The following is a 16,873-nucleotide window of genomic DNA, read 5'->3' as shown; positions in this document are numbered from 1 at the left end:
GGTCAGCGGGGATTCGGAGCGCCAGGCTGCACGTCAGGCTTCACGACAGACCTCACCTCCGGCAGACGACGATCCAGCAGCGCGAGCAGCGCGACGCTTGCGCGCGTGAGCAGCTGCGACTGCGCGGCGACGTACTCGGCCGAACCGCTGGCCACCGGCGTGCTGTCCGAAAATTCGAGCGTGCCCAGCAAAGCGCCGCCGCGCGCGGTGACGACGAAATCGACCATCAGAAGCGCCGTGTCGCCGGAAGCACCCTCGCCCTTTACGCGCTCGAAGCGCTTGAGCGTCGAGCGGATCGTCACATCGGCATCGACCCGTGCCTGCGGCAGGAACGCGGCATCCGCGCCATAGGCCGCGCGCAGGCAATCGACCAGCGCCGTGCCGAGCAGCAGCGACGGCGGCTCGACCCAGCTGCGGCCGATCGCCTGCCGATACGCGCCGCCGGCGTCCCGGATGACCAGCGCGCGGTCGCTGTAAATGCCGCGCGCTTCGAACGGCTCCACCAGCAGCCGCGCCGCCGGCTTCGCGCGCGCCTCGGGCGCGGCGATCGTCGGCCGATAGAAGCGTTCGGCTTCCGGGGGCTTGGAGGCACACCCGGCGGTGGCCAAAACGGCGACCAACACAGCCGCGACGGCTGGCGCGCGCGGCGCACGGGGCCTCGTCGCCACGCCCTTCCCACCATCATTCCCACGCAGGGAATCCAGCGGCCGGGCGACCACGCGAGTGTCGGGCATGGATTCCCGCCTGCGCGGGAATGACGATGAACCCACGCAGAGCCACGACATCATCAGCTTGCCAACGCGGCTCATCGGCCCGCCTCCGCATCCGGATCGATGCCGCTGCCGCGAAGCAGCAGCGCCGGGTTCTGCCGCAGCTGGCGGCTCAGATCCTTGAGGTTGTGCGCGGCGGAATCGAGATTCTGGGTGATCGCGTCCGAATGCCGCGCGAGGCTTTCACTGGTCAGGCGCAGCTCGCGCACGGCGATGCGCAGGTCCTCGCCGCTGTCGCCGCTCAGCGCCTCGAGCGCGGCACTGCTCTTGGCGAGGCTGGCCACGGCCTTGTCGGCGTTGACGATGATGTGGTCGATCGCCGCCAGCCGCTGCGGCGATACCGCGCCATCGAGCTGCTGGCTGACCTTGCTCAGCGAGGCGCTGATGGTCCGGGCATCGTTCAGCAGCGGCGGCACGGTCTTCGCGGCGGCCTCGGCGACGACGTTGGCGTTGGCCACGAGCTTGCGCACGTCGTCGTTCAGCAGGCCACCGACCGTCGTCACCTGCTTGTCGAGATTGCCGAACAGCGGCAGCAGGCCTTCGTTGGTCAGGCGGTCGACATTGCCGGCGGCGCCGGCGACGGTGGAAAACAGGTCGCGGCTCTTGCCGGCGAGGATTTCCGCGCCGGGCTTCAGCATCGTGGCGCTGGAGCCGGCCGCGATGGTCACCGTCTGCGGCGCCAGCAGGCCGGCCGCGGCGGTGCTGGCGATCGAATCCTCCGGAATCTTCCAGCCGCGGGTGATCGCCAGCCGTACCCGGAACTTCACCCGCGCGTCGTCGGTGATCGGTTCGATTTCAACGACCTGCCCAACCGGAAAGCCCTCGTAGAAGACCTGGCTGCCGTACTTGAGACCGCTGACGTTGGGGTAGACGGTGCTGTAGCCGTCGGTGGCGCCGGTGCGGCCGGCGAGCACTGCCAGCGACACGATCAGGCTGACCAGCGCCAGCAGCACGAAGCCGCCGATCACGGCGAAGTTGAGTCGGGAAGAGGTCATGGCTCAGGGCTCGCGGTCGTCGTCTCGTCCGGCGCGGGTCAGGGTGCGCAGGAACTCGTCGGGATTGTGGTTCGTGTGCTCGACGCGCCGCGTCAGCAGCGCCTGCACCCGCTCGTTCGGGCTGGCGCGGACTGCGGCGACGGTATCGCTGATCAGGATGTCGCCACGATCCAGCACCGTGATGCGGTCGGCGATCCGGAACGCGCTGTCCAGTTCGTGCGTGACGACGACGAGGCTGACCCCGGTCGCCTTCAGTTCGAGGATCAGTTCGTCGAGACCGGCCGCGACCACCGGATCGAGGCCCGCGCTCGGCTCGTCGAGGAACACCAGCTTCGGGTCCATGATGATCGCGCGGGCCAGCGCCGCGCGCTTGATCATGCCGCCGGACAACTCGGCCGGCATCAGGTCCTCGGAGCCCGGCAGGTTCACGAAATCGAGCTTCAGCCGCATCATGATCCGCATCGTCGCGGCATCGAGCTTCGCGTGCTCGCGCAGCGGCAGCATGATGTTCTCGCCGACCGTCATCGACGAGAACAGCGCCCCGCTCTGGAACGCCACGCCGATCTTGCGGCGCATCTCCAGCATCTCGCGCTTCTTGCCGCGCACGATATCGACCCCGAGCACCCTGATCGTGCCGGAGGTCGGCGCCTGCAGCCCGAGCAGATGGCGCAGCAGGGTGCTCTTGCCGGAACCGGAGCCCCCCATGATCACCATCACCTCGCCCGGCTCGACGCGGAAGTTGATGTCGCGCAGCACCGGCCGCTCGCCATAGTGGGCGTACAGCTTGTCGACCTCGATGCTGGCAGGAACGGCGCCGGTCATAGCAATACCAGCCACGCGAACAGCATGTCGGTGATGACGATGGCCGAAATGCCCTGCACCACGGCCCGCGTCGTCACGCGGCCGATGCCATCGGCGCCGCCGGTGACGCCGAGACCGTTGTTGACGCCGACCGTCGTGATCAGCACCGCAAAGATCGCGCTCTTGCCGAGGCCGTGCACCAGATCCGCCACCTTCAGCGAAGCCTGCAGATCGGCCAGATAGGCCTGGAAGCTGATGCCGAGCGTGCTGGTCACGTACAGGCCGGCCCCGAACAGGCCGACGACATCGGCGAACCAGGTCAGCAGCGGCAGCATCAGCAGCATCGCCAGCAGCGCCGGCGCCACGAGAAAGCGCACCGGGTTGATGCCCATGACCGTCAGCGCGTCGATTTCCTGATTGATCTTCATCGTGCCGAGCCGCGCGGCCAGCGCCGACCCGCTGCGCCCGGCCACCAGCACGCCGGTGATCAGCGGCGCGAACTCGCGGGTGACCGACAGCGCCACACCGAGCGTGACCTTGCTTTCGGCCCCGAAGATGCGCAGCGAATAGATGCCCTGGATCGCCACCATCGCGCCGATCGCCAGACTCAGCACGGTGACGATCGGCAGCGCGCGGATGCCCATTTCCATCGCCTGCGCCAGCACCGCGCCGACGCGCACCGGCTGCTGGCGCGCGGCGCCGGTGATGGTCCAGTTCAGGGATTCGACCAGCAGCACCGCGGCCTGTCCGAGTTCGGTCAGACCCGCTTCGATGTCGCGTCCGAAATTTTCAGCGAGCTTGCGCATCGGGCGACGGCGGGGCGATGGATCGGGTCGGCCACTAGTTTCCGGGCAAGGCTCGGCTTCGCGCAAATCCCTCACCCGGATGGGAGAGCCATTCGCGCGACCGGCGCTGGTTCCCTGCGCGGCGGGTGCGCTACCCTTCGCGGCCCTTCCCGCCGTCCCCTCCCGCTCCGATGTCGACCTGGTTCAAGAATCTTCAGATCTATTCGCTTGCGCCCGGCTGGACGATGACGGCCGCGCAGGTCGAGGAAGCGCTGGCCAAGCACCCGCTGCTGCCGGTCAACAGCGCCAGCATGCAGAGTCAGGGCTGGGTCGCGCCGTCGCCGGGCGCCTCGCTGGTGTATTCGCAGGGCAAGCAGTTGCTGATCGCGCTCGGCATCGAGCAGCGCATGCTGCCGGGCTCGGTGATCAATCAGGTGCTGAAGCAGAAGGCGGCGGAACTCGAACAGCAGCAAGGGTTTGCGCCCGGCCGCAAGCAGCTTCGCGACCTGAAGGATCTGGTGATCGACGAACTGCGGCCGCGCGCCTTCATCCGCAGCCGCACGGTGCGGGCGTGGCTGGACTTCGAGCACGGCTATTTCATCGTCGACACCTCGTCGCCGAAGCTCGCCGAAGACTTGGGCACCGTGCTGCGCGCCGATCTCGGCGACCTGCCGGCCGTGCCGCTGGACACCCGCGACGCACCGAGCGCCGCGATGACCGCGTGGCTCGCCACCGGCAGCAACCCGCCGATGTTCCTGGTGCAGGACGACTGCGAACTGCTGGCCGACAACCCGACCAAGTCGACCGTGCGCTACGTCCGCCACGGCCTCGACGGCCCCGAACTGAAGAGCCTGATCGGCGGCGGCAAGATCGTCACCCGCGTCGGCCTGTCGTGGCGCGAGCGCCTGAGCCTGGTGCTGACCGACAAGCTCGTGGTCAAGCGCGTGCGCTTCCTCGATGTCAGCGAGGACGACGCCGCCGGCGGCAAGAAGAACGACGCCGACGCCTTCGACGTCGACTTCACGCTGATGACCGGCGAACTGAGCCTGCTGATCGCCGATCTCGTCGCCGCGCTCGGTGGCGCCAAGGCGGCCCAGTAGCGCCGGATGAATGTGTATCTCACCTCCATTGATCTGACCTGATGAGCGAAGCCAAGCCGTTCACGCTGGAAGAGCTGCAGCAGCGGTTCATCACCCAGATTCCGTTCAACGAATTCCTCGGGCTGCGCGTGGTCGGCGCATCCCCCGGTCGGCTGGTGGCGGAACTGCCGTTCAGCGCCGGCCTCGTTGGCGACGCCGACACCAACGCGATGGCCGAGGGGCCGATCACCACGGCGATCGACGCCGTCTGCGGCTCGGTCGCGCTGACCATCTGGCACCACTTCCGGCGCACCGCCACGCTCGACCTGCGGCTGGATTTCCTGCGCGCCCCCGGCGCCGGGCTCGGCGTCACCATCGAAGCCGACAGCATCTCGCTGAACGAGCATCTGTCGATCGTGCGGGGCGTCGCGCATGACGGCGATCCGGCGCGGCCGATCGCCATCGCCACGGCCAGCTTCGCGACGTTTCCGCCGCGGGCGACAGGGCCCGATTCGACACCCGGAGTCGCCTCATGAGCGGCATCAGCGAGCGCAGCGGCCGTCCGGACGCCGGCGAGGTGCAGCAGATTCTCGATGCCGTGCCATTCGTGCGGACGCTCGGCATCCGGGTCTCGATGGTCGATGACCGGCTGACGGTCTGCCTGCCGTACGCGCCGCACATCGTCGGCAACCCGAAGGTGCCGGCGCTGCACGGCGGCGCGCTGGCCTCGCTGCTGCAGATCGCCGCGACCGCCGAACTGATCCGGGTGACGGCCGCCCGCAAGCCGCCGCGGATGTTCAGCCAGACCATCGAATACCTCGCCGGTGCCGGCATGCTCGACACTGTCGCGACGGCGACCGTCGTCTCACGCAGCCGTCGCTACGCCAACGTCCGGGTCGAAGCGCGACAGGGCACGTCGACCCGGCCGGCAGCGGTGGCGACGGTGCAGTTCCTGCTGGTCGAGTGACGCTTGCGGCCGGAGCCGGACACCGTCAGCGCGGATCGCGCGGCCGGAAGATGCGCACGCCGCGCTGCTGCTTGAGGCTTGCCGCGTAGCGCAGCAGGTCCGGCGTCACCACGACTTGCCCCGCGCGCTTCGACGCCTGCGCCAGTTCCAGCCGGCCGTTGGGCCGCGTGACGACGATGCCGACATGGATCACGTCCAGCCCCGGCACATCGGCGACCCAGGCGATCAGATCGCCGGACTGCAACGCGCGCGCGATTTTCGGCAGGCTGGTGCTGCGGATGTACGGCGTGCCGTCATCGCGCGCCGACAGCGCCCGCTCCTGTTCGCGCACGCAGGCCAGCCGGGCCGGAGACTGCGCCAGTGCGGGCGTCGCCGAGGCGTGGCGGCTCAGGTAGTCGAAGCCGTGGGTCAGGCCCAGATTGGCCAGGTTGGCGGGATCTCCGGCGACGCTGACCGTGACCTCGTCGAGCACGGCGGCGGACTGCCGGGTTTCGGCCCAGTCACTGAAGTAGTGGTAGCGGGCGCAGAAGCCGGGCTCGCCATCGCGGTAGCGCAGCGCCGCCAGTTCCGCCGCATATGCCGTGGCGGTGGCCGGGCCGCGTGCCACGGTCCGCGCCAGCGCCAGCACGGTTTCGACATAGGTCACGCAGTCGAAACCATCAAGGCTCGCGCGCAGCGGCTCGTCGGCTTCGCGGCTGCCGCGATCGAGCGGTGCCGCCTCGTACGGCGCGCCGAGCAGCGCCGGGTCGGTCGCGATCTGCTGCAGCAGCGCCGGCCAGCTCGCCGCTTTCGCCGCCGCTGCCCGCGCCGCGATCGGCTCGAACGCGGCCGCCGCGGCGGCGTCCGGCACCGGTCCCGCCGCCATCGCGAAGCCAGCCGCCGCCAGCGGCAGCACGACCCAGGCCGACCGCCACCAGCGCCAGCCGGCGGCCATCGCGCGGGTGGCTGCGCTCACGACGCGCCCAGCGGCCGCAGTTGCGTGCGATAGCGCTGCGCGTTCTGCACGTAATGCTTGGCGCCGTAGGTCATCAGCGCGTACTCGGCCGGCTTCAGTTCGCGCTTGACCACGGCCGGACTGCCGAGGATCAGGACACCGTCCGGATATTCGCGGCCTTCCGGCACCAGACTGCCGGCGCCGACGATCGAATTGCGGCCGATCCGCGCGCCGTTCAGCACGATGCTCTGGATGCCGATCAGCGTGTTGTCGCCGATCTCGCAGCCATGCAGCATCACCTGATGGCCGATGGTGCAGTCACGTCCGATCGTGAGCTTGATGCCGGCGTCCGTATGCAGGATCGAGCCGTCCTGCACGTTGGTGTTCTCGCCAACGGTGATCACGTCGTTGTCGCCACGCAGCACGCAGTTGAACCAGACGCTGCTGTGCGCCTCGAGCACGACCGAGCCGATGACGGTCGCGTTGTCCGCGACCCAGACGCCTTCCTTGAGCATCGGCACGCGGTTTTCGAGCTGGTGGATCATCGCGGTCTCAGCGCAGCACGGCGGCCACGGCGGCGGTCGTCGGCTGCACGATCACGCCGCGCTCGCAGACGATGGCGTCGATCAGCGCCGCCGGCGTCACGTCGAACACCGGGTTGAACGCCTGCATGCCGAGCGGCGCGACGGACTGCCCGCGGAACTCGGTCAGTTCCTTGGCGGTGCGTTCCTCGATCGGAATCCGATCACCGCTGGCCAGACTCAGATCGAAGGTGCCACTCGGCGCGACGACCATGAACTTCGCGCCGAAATGCCGCGCGATCACGGCCAGCGCATGGGTGCCGATCTTGTTCGCGGTATCGCCATTGGCGGTGATGCGGTCGGCGCCGACGATCACCCAGTCGATCTTCTCGACGCTCATCAGGTGCGCGGCCGCGCCGTCGGCGATGAGCTTGCCGGGAATGCCTTCCTGCATCAGCTCCCACGCGGTCAGCCGCGCGCCCTGCAGCCACGGGCGGGTTTCGGTGTTGTAGACCTGCGCCAGCTTGCCCTGCGCCCACGCCGTGCGAATCACGCCGAGCGCGGTGCCGTGACCGCCGGTGGCCAGCGCGCCGGTGTTGCAGTGGGTCAGCACGCGCGAGCCGGGGGCGATGAGATCAGCGCCCAGCGCCGCCATCCGCAGGTTCTGCGCCAGATCCTCGTTGAAGATCGCGATCGCTTCGGCTTCAAGCCGCTCAGCCGTCGGCGTCCTGGCCCAGACGCCGCGCATCCGCTGCAGCGCCCAATGCAGATTGATCGCGGTCGGACGCGAGGCCGCCAGCACGGCTTCGGCTGCATCGAACGAGGCCGCATTCGCCCGCACCGCCACCACCAGGCCGAACGCTGCCGCGATGCCGATGGCCGGCGCGCCACGCACCACCATGTCGTGGATCGCGGCCGCCGTCGCTTCCGCCGTGGTGCAGTCGATGAAACGCGTTTCGAGCGGCAGCACGCGCTGATCGAGCAGCCGCAGCACGCCGTCCTGCCACTGGATCGCCTGCACGGCGGAAGTCGATGGCACGGCGCTGGCTTTGCTTGTCATTCAGGGTTTCCCGGGGTTCAATGACCTCATTCTACCGTCGCCATCGTGACGGTCTCCCCGTTGACAATCAGAGCCCGCGCGCACGCGGCGGCTCCCAGGACAGGCTTTCCATGCAAACCATCGATCTGCTCGTTTTCCCGCGCTGGCTGATCCCGATCGAGCCCGATGGTCTGGTGCTCGAAGACCACGCGCTGGCCGTGGATGCCGGCCGCATCGTCGACGTGCTGCCGGCCGATTTCGCACGCCAGACCTACGCCGCGCGCGACGTCGTGACCCTGCCCGAGCACGCCGTGATGCCGGGCATGGTCAACGGCCACACCCACTCGGCGATGGCGCTGATGCGCGGCATCGCCGACGACCTGCCGCTGATGGACTGGCTGAACAACCACATCTGGCCCGCGGAAGGCCAGCATGTCAGTCGCGCCTACTGTGTCGACGGCGTGCGCCTGGCGGCCGCCGAGATGATTCGCGGCGGCACCACCTGCTTCAACGACATGTACTTCTTCCCGGACGCCACCGCCGAAGTCGCCGCTGCCGTCGGCCTGCGCGCGATGATCGGCTTGCTGGTGATCGACTTCCCGACCGCCTGGGCGAGCGACGCCGAGGACTATCTGCGCAAGGGTCTGGACGTCTACGAGAACGCCATCCGCCGTCAGCCGCTGCTGCGCGCCGCATTCGCGCCGCACGCGCCTTACACCGTGTCCGACGGCCCGCTGCTGAAGATCCGCGAACTGGCGAACGAGCTCGGCCTGCCGATCCACATGCACGTGCACGAGACGGCGGACGAAGTGAATCAGGCGCTGGCCTCGCCGGACGCACGCCGGCCGTGGGACCGACTCAAGGCGCTCGATCTGCTGGGCCCGGACTTCATCGCCGTGCACATGACGCAGCTGACCGATGACGAGATCGCCGATTGCGGCCGGCTCGGTGTGTCGATCGCGCATTGCCCGGAATCGAACCTGAAGCTCGCCAGCGGCATGGCACCGATCGCCAAACTCATCGCCGCGGGCGCCAACGTCATGGTCGGCACCGATGGCGCGGCCAGCAACAATGATCTCGACATGTTCTCGGAACTGCGCACTGCCGCGATTCTCGCGAAAGGCGTGTCCGGCGATCCGCGTGCCGTGCCGGCAGCCACGGCCCTGCGGCTGGCGACGCTGAATGGCGCCAAGGCGCTGGGGCTCGATGCCGAGATCGGCTCGCTGGTGGCCGGCAAGTCGGCCGACTTCATCGCGGTGAACCTCGCGCATGTCTCGACCACGCCGGTCTACGACGTGATTTCGACCCTCGCCTACGCGGTGGGCCGCGATCAGGTGACCGATGTCTACGTCGCTGGCCGTGCGCTGCTGCGCGACCAGCGCCTGATGACCCTCGATGAAGCCGCCGTGCGCGCCAAGGCCGCGGAGTGGCGCGCGAAGATCAAGGGCTGACACCAGCGCCCTTGCGGCGCCGGCGTCGAGGAACGTCAGACGCCGGCGTTGCGCAGCATCAGCTTGACGATCAGCACCAGGGTCAGCACGAAGACCACGGTCAGCACGATCGCCACGGCGATGAACACCATCGGCTTGCCGGACGAGAAGTCGCGCACGCGATTCTCGCGGCTCTGCACGCCGAAGAACGAGGCCAGCACGCTGAAAACGGTGTCCAGCAGGCTCGGCGGCTTGACCGGTGGCGGCGCTGCCGCCGGCGGGTCGTTCTTCGGCGACTCGCTCACGCGTAGTCCTTCAGCAACTGATTGGTCAGCACGACATCGGCCGCCGACTTGCCCTTGATGTCTTCGGCGATGAGCTTTTCCAGCTTCCCGCCCAGCAGCGGAATGTTGCAGACCACATTCCAGGTGAAGGTGTTGGTCGCGGTCTTGTCGCCCGTCACCTTCATGTCGGCCGAAATCTTCAGCGGCACGCCCTTGATCTCGATGTCGAGCCGGCCGACGCCGGTCGCCGTATTCCAGGTGTCCTGCTGGGTGATGTGGTTGTACTCGCCGAGGAACTTCTTCGCGAAATCCGGCAGCGCGGCATTGTCCGAGCGCTGCTGCGAGCGGTGCTTGATGCGGAAGGTCGTGCCCTTCGTCTCGCACTCCAGAATCTCGAAGTCCTTGACGCCGGCGAGCGTCGCGTACTTCTTCTCGAAGTAGGCGCGGTCGCTGTACATCTTCAGGACCGCGGCGGCCGGCTTGTCGAGGCGGTGCTGTTCGTCGAATTTCATTGTCGGTTCTCTTGGTTCGTTCGGGTGGGTGCTGTGACCGGCGCGGATCCGCGCCGGGTCACGCGGGTTCCTGCAGTCCCAGCGCGCGAAACAGCGCGGCCCGGGCGTTCAGTTCGCAATCCAGTGTCGCCAGCATGATGAAGACACCGGCCAGCCGGCGATGCAGGAACACGATTTCGCGCGGCGGCACGCGGAAGTAGCGGGACAGCGCATTGCGCGCCCCGAGGTTCGCGACGCGCATCGGCAGCCGGCTCTGGCCCCAGCGGTACTCGCTCCGGGCATTGCGCAGTTCCGGCGGCGTGCGCGGATCGTCGGCGGTGCGGAACGGCTCGGTGATCAGCTCGCACAGATCGACGAAGTCGTTCTTGACGTTGTCCGGAAACGCCTGCTGCATCAGGCCGATGTCGATCGCGCCGCGCAGTGCCCGCGCCCGGTCGCCGAGTGTCGCGCCCGCCACGAGGTGGCCGTAGGCATCGATGAAGTCGCGCTCGAATTCTCGCGTGGCGCCGAAATCGAGCAGCACGATGCGGTCGTCCTCGGCCTTGTCGCCGAGCCGGAAGCGGTAGTTACCGAAGTTGGGATCGCTCTGCACCAGCCCCCAGTCGAAGAATTCGCGCAGGAACAGGTCCATGAACGCGTGGCCGATCCGGTTGCGCCGCGCCAGCGGCAGGTCATGCACGCTGGCGTCGCGTACCGAAACGCCGGTCTCGTAGGTCGTGGTCAGCACCGCGGCCGACGAGTAGTCGCGCAGCACGCGCGGCACGACGAAACGGCGATCGTCGGCCAGGCGGCGACCGAAGTCTTCGGTGAAATCGGCCTCGGCGAGATAGTCGACCTCGCGCTTGAGCATGTCGCGGACTTCGGCGAAGGTCGGTTCGAGGTCGATTTCCTTCGGCGCCAGCCGGGTCATCATCAGCAGCCGCGACAGGGTGCGGATGTCGCTGTCGATTGACGCGGCAACGCCCGGGTACTGGATCTTGACCACCAGTTCCAGACCATCGGACTTGCGCCGGGCGCGATGCGCCTGCCCAAGGCTGGCCGCGGCGATCGGCTCCGGGTCGATCTCCAGTTCCAGCATGCGCTTGCGGCCGATCCCTGCTTCGAGCGCCGGCGCCACCACGCGCCAGTCCACCGGCGGCGTGTCGTCCTGCAGGCTGGCGAGCACGTCCACCGCCTCCTCGGGCAGGAAGTACTGGCCGAACAGCGACATCATCTGCCCGGCCTTCATCACGCTGCCTTTGAGCTGGCCCAGTTCGTCGGCCAGCACCTGCGCCTGCTTGCGGTAGAACTCGCGGTTGGCGTCGGTCCTTTCGACCTCGCCCCGGAAGATGTTCATGATCGAGTGGGCCACGATCTTCGTGCCGGCCCCGAACCCGAGCTTGGTCAATGCGATGTTGCGTTCCAGCGGCCGCGTCTTCAGCGATGACAGACTCGGCTTCTTCGGATGATCGGAATCCATGGACGCGTGGGATGCCCCAAGAATGGTCGCGCATTCTAACCGGCAGGGCTGAACGGGCAGCACACCGCAGCCTGCCGGGGCGATCCGCGCCGACATCCGGGCAGTTTCGAGCCACTCCGGGCCGCTCCGGGCCACCGCGAGCCCGCTTGCGGCGCCACATCGCACCCGATTCCGGGACCCATCGCTCGCTCATCCGTGCGCTCACCGACGGCGACGATCGGCTCCGCCTTCAATTGGCCCACTGATCCTTGATCCGGCTGCCACCGAGGCGCTGAAGGTCAGCATTGTGCTCAGCCAACCCCTGCTCAACATTCCGGCAAAAACTCGCCATGATTTCCAAGCGGTCCTTGCATGGCCATCACCGCAGTTTGCCCAGTATCGCGACTCGATCATTTTCTGAAGCTTCAAACGGTCTCGGCTTGCGCGTTGGAAGCCATGCGACGCTTCTCCATCGTCGACGTCAGAAAGCTGACCCGCCTCGTTCCCGAAGTATTGAAGCCACGCCATCGCTCGACGCGATTCGCCTCGTGCCTTCCTGCGCGCAGGCCGTCAGTCAGTACCCTTCCGCGAACTCGATTCTCGAAGGTGAATCTTCCGCACTTTTCTGGAATGCGTCGAGAGCCACTTTCAATCGTTGCGCAGCGGCAGGTGAAGTCGCAAACAGGCCAACCCGGTCTTCGGAAATCGTCACTTTCGGTCCTCGATAGACGAGATCACCCACTCTGATCCAGTTATGCGGTCGGTTCGGGAACCAACCGGGATAGACGAATGCAAACTCGACGTGCTTGCGCTCCATGATTGCTTCGACCCAGGCCCCGCTTTTGTCGCTCTGCTGTGCGAGCAGCGCTTCTCGGGACGCAAGCCCGACCAGATCAAGGACATAGTCGTGGCTGGTGTACGCGACCCAGCCCAGGTCGTTCACGGCGATGGGCTCCTTGAGAAACTGGCTCGCGATGACGCCGAGCTGATGCTGCTGGAATCGGATGTTCCGCGCTGCCTCCGGGGTCGCGAACGTCACCGGCCACAGCTCGATGTTGACCACCAGCAGCACCATGGCAATGACCGGCGCTGCGCGATCCATCCGCGACTTGTTCAGAAGCGGGAATCCAATGGCAGCGGCGATGATCAGACAGAACAGCAGGAAGTAAAGCTCGTAGCGTCCGAACCAGCCATTGTGTCCAAGCGTGAACACCAAGGTACTGCTGACTGTCAGGATGACTATCAGCGGAGACAGCCCCTTCCTGAAGAACCCGGCGAAGAAAACCAAGGCGACAAGCACTGCATAAGTGCGCATGGCACTCAGATTGTCGCGCAATGTCATCAGCAATGATCGAATTCGGCCAAATCCATCGAGCGACAGTGTCTGCTGTTTTGCCAGCACTGATGATGGCAGGGCGCCGAGATCGTTGACGTACAGGAACTCGGAGAAGCCGATGATGCCGGCAATCAACGCGGCAGCCGCGATTGCCGCGGACTTGGCCTCACCCGCCGTTGCGCGCCAGATCAACACCGGGACGCTGATGGCGAGACCTTCGTACCGTACCATCGGCAACAGACACAGCGCGATGAACAACCAGTATCGCGGGAGGCTGACACCACCCAGTGTCACCGCGATGATTGCAACCAGCAGGACCTGGAGGTTGTGCTCCATTCCCGTGAACACCACGCCAAACAGGTTCAAGCTGAACACTGATGCGAGCGTCAACAAGACCGCCGGCCTCGGCGACATGTGGATGACAAGAAACCTCAACAACAAGACAGCCGTACCGACGAGGCATGCCGCGTTGATCAGCAGCGGCGCGAACTGTCCGAAGGACGTGCCTGCAAATGGCGCGAGCAGCAATGGCCAGATGATCGACGACGAAGGCGCAGCCATCTCGCCAGAATTTATTCCGTAGTGACCCAGCCAGATATTTTTTGCCAAGGCCAGATGAATATACGGGTCGTCAAGCGAATAACCGAAGGCCCCATCGGTTCGCCAGACCACCGTCGCAACAAGCACGGTGATGATGGCCAAGCTCCAAGCGATGACCTGTCTTTCCGCGTCACGTGTCTGCACCTTAAGCCCCTGGCCCTGAAGCAATTCATAAGAGTTGTATGGCCAACGTGCTGCTTTTTTGAAAAGCGTGCATCACTCTTGACTTGCCGGGATGCTACGGGCTTTCAACAACACCAACGCTCAATCGACAGCCCAAATGTGATCTGAATCTCACATTAATTTTATTAATAAAAACATGTTGTTAACTAAACCTAAGCAGAATTATTTCATACTCATCGATGAAGATCGCTTGACTTATCGTCAAAACGATTGACGCTTTTTTTCGAAACGCTGGTGCTGCATCGTCACGCGTACGGAAAAGCGCTCGATGCATTCAAGCAATCTGCATCGCGCGCGCTGGAAGCAAAGCATTTCGATTTTTCTCGACAACGCTGCAGCGCCATGGCTGGAGCGGCGCGGAAGCCGATATTGTCAAAGCGTGACAAACGGTATGCAGACCGCCTGATCGGTCAAGCGGCTTCGAGCGATCGCCACGATCGACTCAATGGGATTCTGAGAACTGCCGCCTTTCTGCAGCCGCTGGCAACCGGGCCACAGTGCTGGGCCGCGTCGAACCACGCGGTTGTCGTCCGCAGCCGAACGTCATCCGGACACGAAGCTGTGCCGGCATCACAGCCGCTCAACGGCTGTACGTGTTCTTCACCACCGCTGGCAGGAATTCCTGATCGCTCATCTTGACCCCGTACTGGATCGGCGGCGATTCCGAGAACAGGCGCTCGGCGAAGTAGCTGCCGGCCTTGAGGTCGTAGGTCAGGCTTGGGACGGCGTACGCGGCCTGCACGTCGTACAGCGGCAGCAGGTGGCCTTCCTGGAAGCGCCACAGCGTGCCTTTCGGATCGTAGTTCTCGACCAGCACGACGTTCCAGCTGTCTTCGTCGACATAGAACACGCGCTTGCCGAAGCTGTGATTGTTGCCGGGCCGCAGGCTCGCCTCGACCACCCAGACCCGGTGCAGCTCGTAGCGCGTGCCGCTTTGGTTGAAGTGGCCGCGGGTCAGCAGGTCGGCATTCTTGTAGCGGCCGTCGCTCAGGCGGTAGCTGTTGTACGGGACGTAGAGCTCGCGCTTGCCGACGAGCTTCCAGACGTAGCGATCGAACAGGCCGTTGTACATGTCGACCATGTCGATGAACTGGATCGCGTCAGTCTCCGGAAACGGCTGGTCGTAGCCGATCGGCGGCACGCGGAACATCTTGCCGACCTTGGTCAGCAGCACCCAGATGCCGCGCGCCTGCTTCAGCGAATTCGCGGTTTCGTGGAACAGCGCAACGAATTCCGGGCTGCCGCCGACCTTCGAGGCACTGAACGTGCCGTACAGGAGGATGTTCTCGCGTTCGATCTCAGCCGGGTTCTTCAGGCTGGCGTAGCGGAACAGCACGCGGAACATGACATTGCCGAGGCTGCGGATATCGCCGTCCGGCGCCACCACCGCCTGCCGGTACTGCAGCACGGCGCTGTCGCCGCGATAGCGCACGCGGTGGTTCCACAGAACCTCGACACCGGTCTTCGGCTGCGGGAACGGAAAGCCGAGTGCCGCGCCTTCGAGCGAATCCGCGGCCAGTGTCTTAGCGCGGCCATTGTTGGCCTTGGTCGCGTCGTAGATCGCCTGCGGGAACGCGACACTGCGGCGCGTGGCGTAGACCGGCATCGTGTAGTCCGGATACTTCGCGAACAGCGCGCGATGGCCGTCGGACAACTTGCCGCCGTATTGCGCGAGATTGGCCGCGGTGATCGTGAACAGGGGCTTGTCGCCCGGAAACGGATCAGCCAGCCGCTGGCCCGGCTTGTAGGTGGCGGGCCATTGCGAACGTGTCAGCCCGCCGGTCCACGGCGGAATCGTGCCCGCGGCATTGCTGCCCTGTTCGGCACCGACCGGCGTCAGACCAGCGCTGCCGCTGGCGGCACCCGGTGCCACGGCGTCCGGCGCATCGGGCGTGCCGCTCGATGACGTGGACGACGACGCGATCTCGACATCCTGCACGCTGACCGGCCCGCCGAGCAGGCCGGTCGCAAGCTGCGTGGCACCGTCGTCGCCACGCGCACGGCGGTTCGCGAGTGCCGCGATCGCCTGTTCGCGGGCGCGGCCGGAATCGAGGTACTTGACCCACTGCTCGGCCAGCTTGCGGCTTTGCGGATACTCGGCGGCAGCGCGGAACGCCTTCGCCGCACCATCGACATCCGCCTGCTGGTACAGGGCCACGCCGAGGGTCATCAGCGCCGGGCCGGATTTCGCACCGGTCGCGATCGCCTGCTGAAGCGCGGCAATCGCCTGCGGATACTCCTCGCGATCCAGATGCAGCTGACCGAGCTGCAGATACAGGTCGGACGACGGTGCGGCCCGCAGCGCCTCGTTCAGCGCGGTGATCGCCAGCGCCGATTCGCGTGCGGCGATCCACAGGCCCGCCTGCGTGCGCAGGTTCGTGGCGCTGCGCGACACCTGCTTGCCGTCGATCCAGGCCTTCAGCAGCGAGCCGGCCGCGAACGGCGCACCGATCTGCGCGGTCAGGCCGATCAGCTGCAGCCGCTGCTCCTCATTGGTGATGTAGCCGAGACGGCTTGCGACTTCCATCGCCGCCTGCGCCCGCACCGAGTCACCGGCTTTCAGATACAGCGCGGACAATCGGAACCAGTCGTCCTTGGCACTCGGCTGATCGCGGACGACGGTTTCGAGCACCTGCGCCGCCTCGCGCTCCTGCCCGGCGCCGACATATGCGGCGTACAGCGCGCGCCGCCACGAGATATCGGATACCGGCTTCGCCGCGACACCCTTCTGCAGCGGGCCGACGGCCTCGCGGTAGCGCTTCTGCTGCAGATAGGCGGCGCCGAGCGCCACCAACTGTTCCGGCGGCAGCGCCTTGCCGGCCTTGTACAGCGGCTCGATGTTCTTCAGCACGCTGACCGGATCGCCACTGCCGACGCGCAGCTTGCCGAGGGTGGCCTTCATCTGGTCCGCCGCCGGGCCGGACAGCGCGCCGGTGGCGATCGCTTCTTCCAGATACTTCGCGGCCAGATCGAGATCCTTGCGGCTCGCCGCCTGCCCCGCGAGTTCGCGCAGCAACAGCGCCTTGGCGTAGGGATCGGTCGTGTTCTTGAGCTGCGTGTTCAGGTCCTGAGACTGCGTGGCGCTGCCGTCCGGCACGCGCGCCTCGCTCTTGTACTGATCGGCCCGCAGTCCCGCCGACAGCACCAGCGCCAGCACGGCGCCGGCGCGCAGCCACTTCGGCGACGAACGCTTCACCGG

The 16,873-nt window shown here is 66.4% G+C and carries 16 protein-coding genes; 4 read left to right on the top strand and 12 right to left on the bottom strand.

All coding sequences use genetic code 11. From position 1 onward, the window contains the following. Positions 1 to 2: 2 nt before the first annotated feature. Genes QZ951_RS00175 through QZ951_RS00160 form a run of 4 tightly spaced genes read right to left on the bottom strand, consistent with a single transcriptional unit; the run spans position 3 to position 3,372 of the window. Entirely contained in the window at positions 3 to 809 is an 807-nt protein-coding gene (locus QZ951_RS00175) for an ABC-type transport auxiliary lipoprotein family protein (RefSeq protein WP_292997284.1), read from the bottom strand. Beyond that, complete coding sequence (locus QZ951_RS00170; RefSeq protein ID WP_292997282.1) at positions 806 to 1,765, bottom strand: MlaD family protein; 960 nt, start codon at positions 1,763 to 1,765, stop codon at positions 806 to 808. The genes QZ951_RS00175 and QZ951_RS00170 overlap by 4 nt, the downstream gene beginning before the upstream one ends. A gap of 3 nt (positions 1,766 to 1,768) precedes the next feature. After that, the gene (locus tag QZ951_RS00165) at positions 1,769 to 2,587 is read right to left on the bottom strand and encodes an ATP-binding cassette domain-containing protein (protein ID WP_292997280.1); all 819 of its coding nucleotides are present in this window, start codon (positions 2,585 to 2,587) and stop codon (positions 1,769 to 1,771) included. Next, on the bottom strand, positions 2,584 to 3,372 hold the full coding sequence (locus QZ951_RS00160; protein WP_292997278.1) for an ABC transporter permease: 789 nt from the start codon (positions 3,370 to 3,372) through the stop codon (positions 2,584 to 2,586). The genes QZ951_RS00165 and QZ951_RS00160 overlap by 4 nt, the downstream gene beginning before the upstream one ends. A 170-nt stretch (positions 3,373 to 3,542) precedes the next feature. Between QZ951_RS00160 and QZ951_RS00155 the strand changes: the two genes are divergently transcribed. From QZ951_RS00155 to QZ951_RS00145, 3 genes are read left to right on the top strand one after another with little or no spacing between them, the layout of a single operon-like run. After that, positions 3,543 to 4,451: a recombination-associated protein RdgC gene (locus QZ951_RS00155; RefSeq protein WP_292997276.1), complete on the top strand. Its 909-nt coding sequence runs from the start codon at positions 3,543 to 3,545 to the stop codon at positions 4,449 to 4,451. Positions 4,452 to 4,492: 41 nt separating this feature from the next. Then, entirely contained in the window at positions 4,493 to 4,966 is a 474-nt protein-coding gene (locus tag QZ951_RS00150) for a PaaI family thioesterase (protein WP_292997274.1), read from the top strand. Then, on the top strand, positions 4,963 to 5,397 hold the full coding sequence (locus QZ951_RS00145) for a PaaI family thioesterase (RefSeq protein ID WP_292997272.1): 435 nt from the start codon (positions 4,963 to 4,965) through the stop codon (positions 5,395 to 5,397). The genes QZ951_RS00150 and QZ951_RS00145 overlap by 4 nt, the downstream gene beginning before the upstream one ends. A gap of 25 nt (positions 5,398 to 5,422) precedes the next feature. On the opposite strand, the gene QZ951_RS00140 is transcribed toward QZ951_RS00145, so the two are convergent. The 3 genes from QZ951_RS00140 to mtnA are packed head-to-tail and all read right to left on the bottom strand — an operon-like array spanning position 5,423 to position 7,912. Further along, positions 5,423 to 6,352 (bottom strand): N-acetylmuramoyl-L-alanine amidase-like domain-containing protein, encoded by a 930-nt coding sequence (locus QZ951_RS00140; protein ID WP_292997270.1) that lies wholly within the window; start codon positions 6,350 to 6,352, stop codon positions 5,423 to 5,425. Further along, positions 6,349 to 6,876 (bottom strand): gamma carbonic anhydrase family protein, encoded by a 528-nt coding sequence (locus QZ951_RS00135; protein WP_292997268.1) that lies wholly within the window; start codon positions 6,874 to 6,876, stop codon positions 6,349 to 6,351. The genes QZ951_RS00140 and QZ951_RS00135 overlap by 4 nt, the downstream gene beginning before the upstream one ends. A 7-nt stretch (positions 6,877 to 6,883) precedes the next feature. Next, complete coding sequence (mtnA, locus tag QZ951_RS00130) at positions 6,884 to 7,912, bottom strand: S-methyl-5-thioribose-1-phosphate isomerase (RefSeq protein ID WP_292997266.1); 1,029 nt, start codon at positions 7,910 to 7,912, stop codon at positions 6,884 to 6,886. Positions 7,913 to 8,022: 110 nt separating this feature from the next. Between mtnA and QZ951_RS00125 the strand changes: the two genes are divergently transcribed. Further along, positions 8,023 to 9,342, top strand: coding sequence for a TRZ/ATZ family hydrolase (locus tag QZ951_RS00125; RefSeq protein ID WP_292997264.1), 1,320 nt, complete (start codon positions 8,023 to 8,025; stop codon positions 9,340 to 9,342). A 35-nt stretch (positions 9,343 to 9,377) separates the two neighbouring features. Here QZ951_RS00125 and QZ951_RS00120 read toward each other — a convergent pair whose 3' ends face one another. The 5 genes from QZ951_RS00120 to QZ951_RS00100 form a co-directional block, all read right to left on the bottom strand. Continuing rightward, a complete protein-coding gene (locus QZ951_RS00120) occupies positions 9,378 to 9,626 on the bottom strand; it encodes a DUF2970 domain-containing protein (protein WP_292997262.1) in 249 nt (82 codons plus the stop codon). Continuing rightward, entirely contained in the window at positions 9,623 to 10,117 is a 495-nt protein-coding gene (locus tag QZ951_RS00115; protein ID WP_292997260.1) for a DUF2505 domain-containing protein, read from the bottom strand. The genes QZ951_RS00120 and QZ951_RS00115 overlap by 4 nt, the downstream gene beginning before the upstream one ends. Positions 10,118 to 10,175: 58 nt before the next feature. Continuing rightward, entirely contained in the window at positions 10,176 to 11,576 is a 1,401-nt protein-coding gene (locus QZ951_RS00110; protein ID WP_292997247.1) for an AarF/ABC1/UbiB kinase family protein, read from the bottom strand. 553 nt (positions 11,577 to 12,129) lie between these two features. Further along, a complete protein-coding gene (locus QZ951_RS00105) occupies positions 12,130 to 13,593 on the bottom strand; it encodes a hypothetical protein (RefSeq protein ID WP_292997245.1) in 1,464 nt (487 codons plus the stop codon). 661 nt (positions 13,594 to 14,254) lie between these two features. Further along, positions 14,255 to 16,870 carry a DUF1329 domain-containing protein gene (locus QZ951_RS00100; RefSeq protein ID WP_292997243.1) on the bottom strand — a complete coding sequence of 872 codons (2,616 nt, stop codon included), beginning with the start codon at positions 16,868 to 16,870 and terminating at the stop codon, positions 14,255 to 14,257. Positions 16,871 to 16,873 lie beyond the last annotated feature (3 nt).

This window comes from Nevskia sp. (assembly GCF_021732705.1).
GTDB lineage: Bacteria > Pseudomonadota > Gammaproteobacteria > Nevskiales > Nevskiaceae > Nevskia.
The sequence above is the reverse complement of the archived record's forward strand: the minus strand, read 5'-3'. Positions and strand labels throughout refer to the sequence as shown.

Excerpts from the sequence above, each read along its gene's own strand:
- QZ951_RS00175 (WP_292997284.1), bottom strand. The coding sequence starts at position 809 with ATGAGCCGCGTTGGCAAGCTGATGATGTCGTGGCTCTGCGTGGGTTCA.
- QZ951_RS00170 (WP_292997282.1), bottom strand. The coding sequence starts at position 1,765 with ATGACCTCTTCCCGACTCAACTTCGCCGTGATCGGCGGCTTCGTGCTG.
- QZ951_RS00165 (WP_292997280.1), bottom strand. The coding sequence starts at position 2,587 with ATGACCGGCGCCGTTCCTGCCAGCATCGAGGTCGACAAGCTGTACGCC.
- QZ951_RS00160 (WP_292997278.1), bottom strand. The coding sequence starts at position 3,372 with ATGCGCAAGCTCGCTGAAAATTTCGGACGCGACATCGAAGCGGGTCTG.
- QZ951_RS00155 (WP_292997276.1), top strand. The coding sequence starts at position 3,543 with ATGTCGACCTGGTTCAAGAATCTTCAGATCTATTCGCTTGCGCCCGGC.
- QZ951_RS00150 (WP_292997274.1), top strand. The coding sequence starts at position 4,493 with ATGAGCGAAGCCAAGCCGTTCACGCTGGAAGAGCTGCAGCAGCGGTTC.
- QZ951_RS00145 (WP_292997272.1), top strand. The coding sequence starts at position 4,963 with ATGAGCGGCATCAGCGAGCGCAGCGGCCGTCCGGACGCCGGCGAGGTG.
- QZ951_RS00135 (WP_292997268.1), bottom strand. The coding sequence starts at position 6,876 with ATGATCCACCAGCTCGAAAACCGCGTGCCGATGCTCAAGGAAGGCGTC.
- mtnA (WP_292997266.1), bottom strand. The coding sequence starts at position 7,912 with ATGACAAGCAAAGCCAGCGCCGTGCCATCGACTTCCGCCGTGCAGGCG.
- QZ951_RS00125 (WP_292997264.1), top strand. The coding sequence starts at position 8,023 with ATGCAAACCATCGATCTGCTCGTTTTCCCGCGCTGGCTGATCCCGATC.
- QZ951_RS00115 (WP_292997260.1), bottom strand. The coding sequence starts at position 10,117 with ATGAAATTCGACGAACAGCACCGCCTCGACAAGCCGGCCGCCGCGGTC.
- QZ951_RS00110 (WP_292997247.1), bottom strand. The coding sequence starts at position 11,576 with ATGGATTCCGATCATCCGAAGAAGCCGAGTCTGTCATCGCTGAAGACG.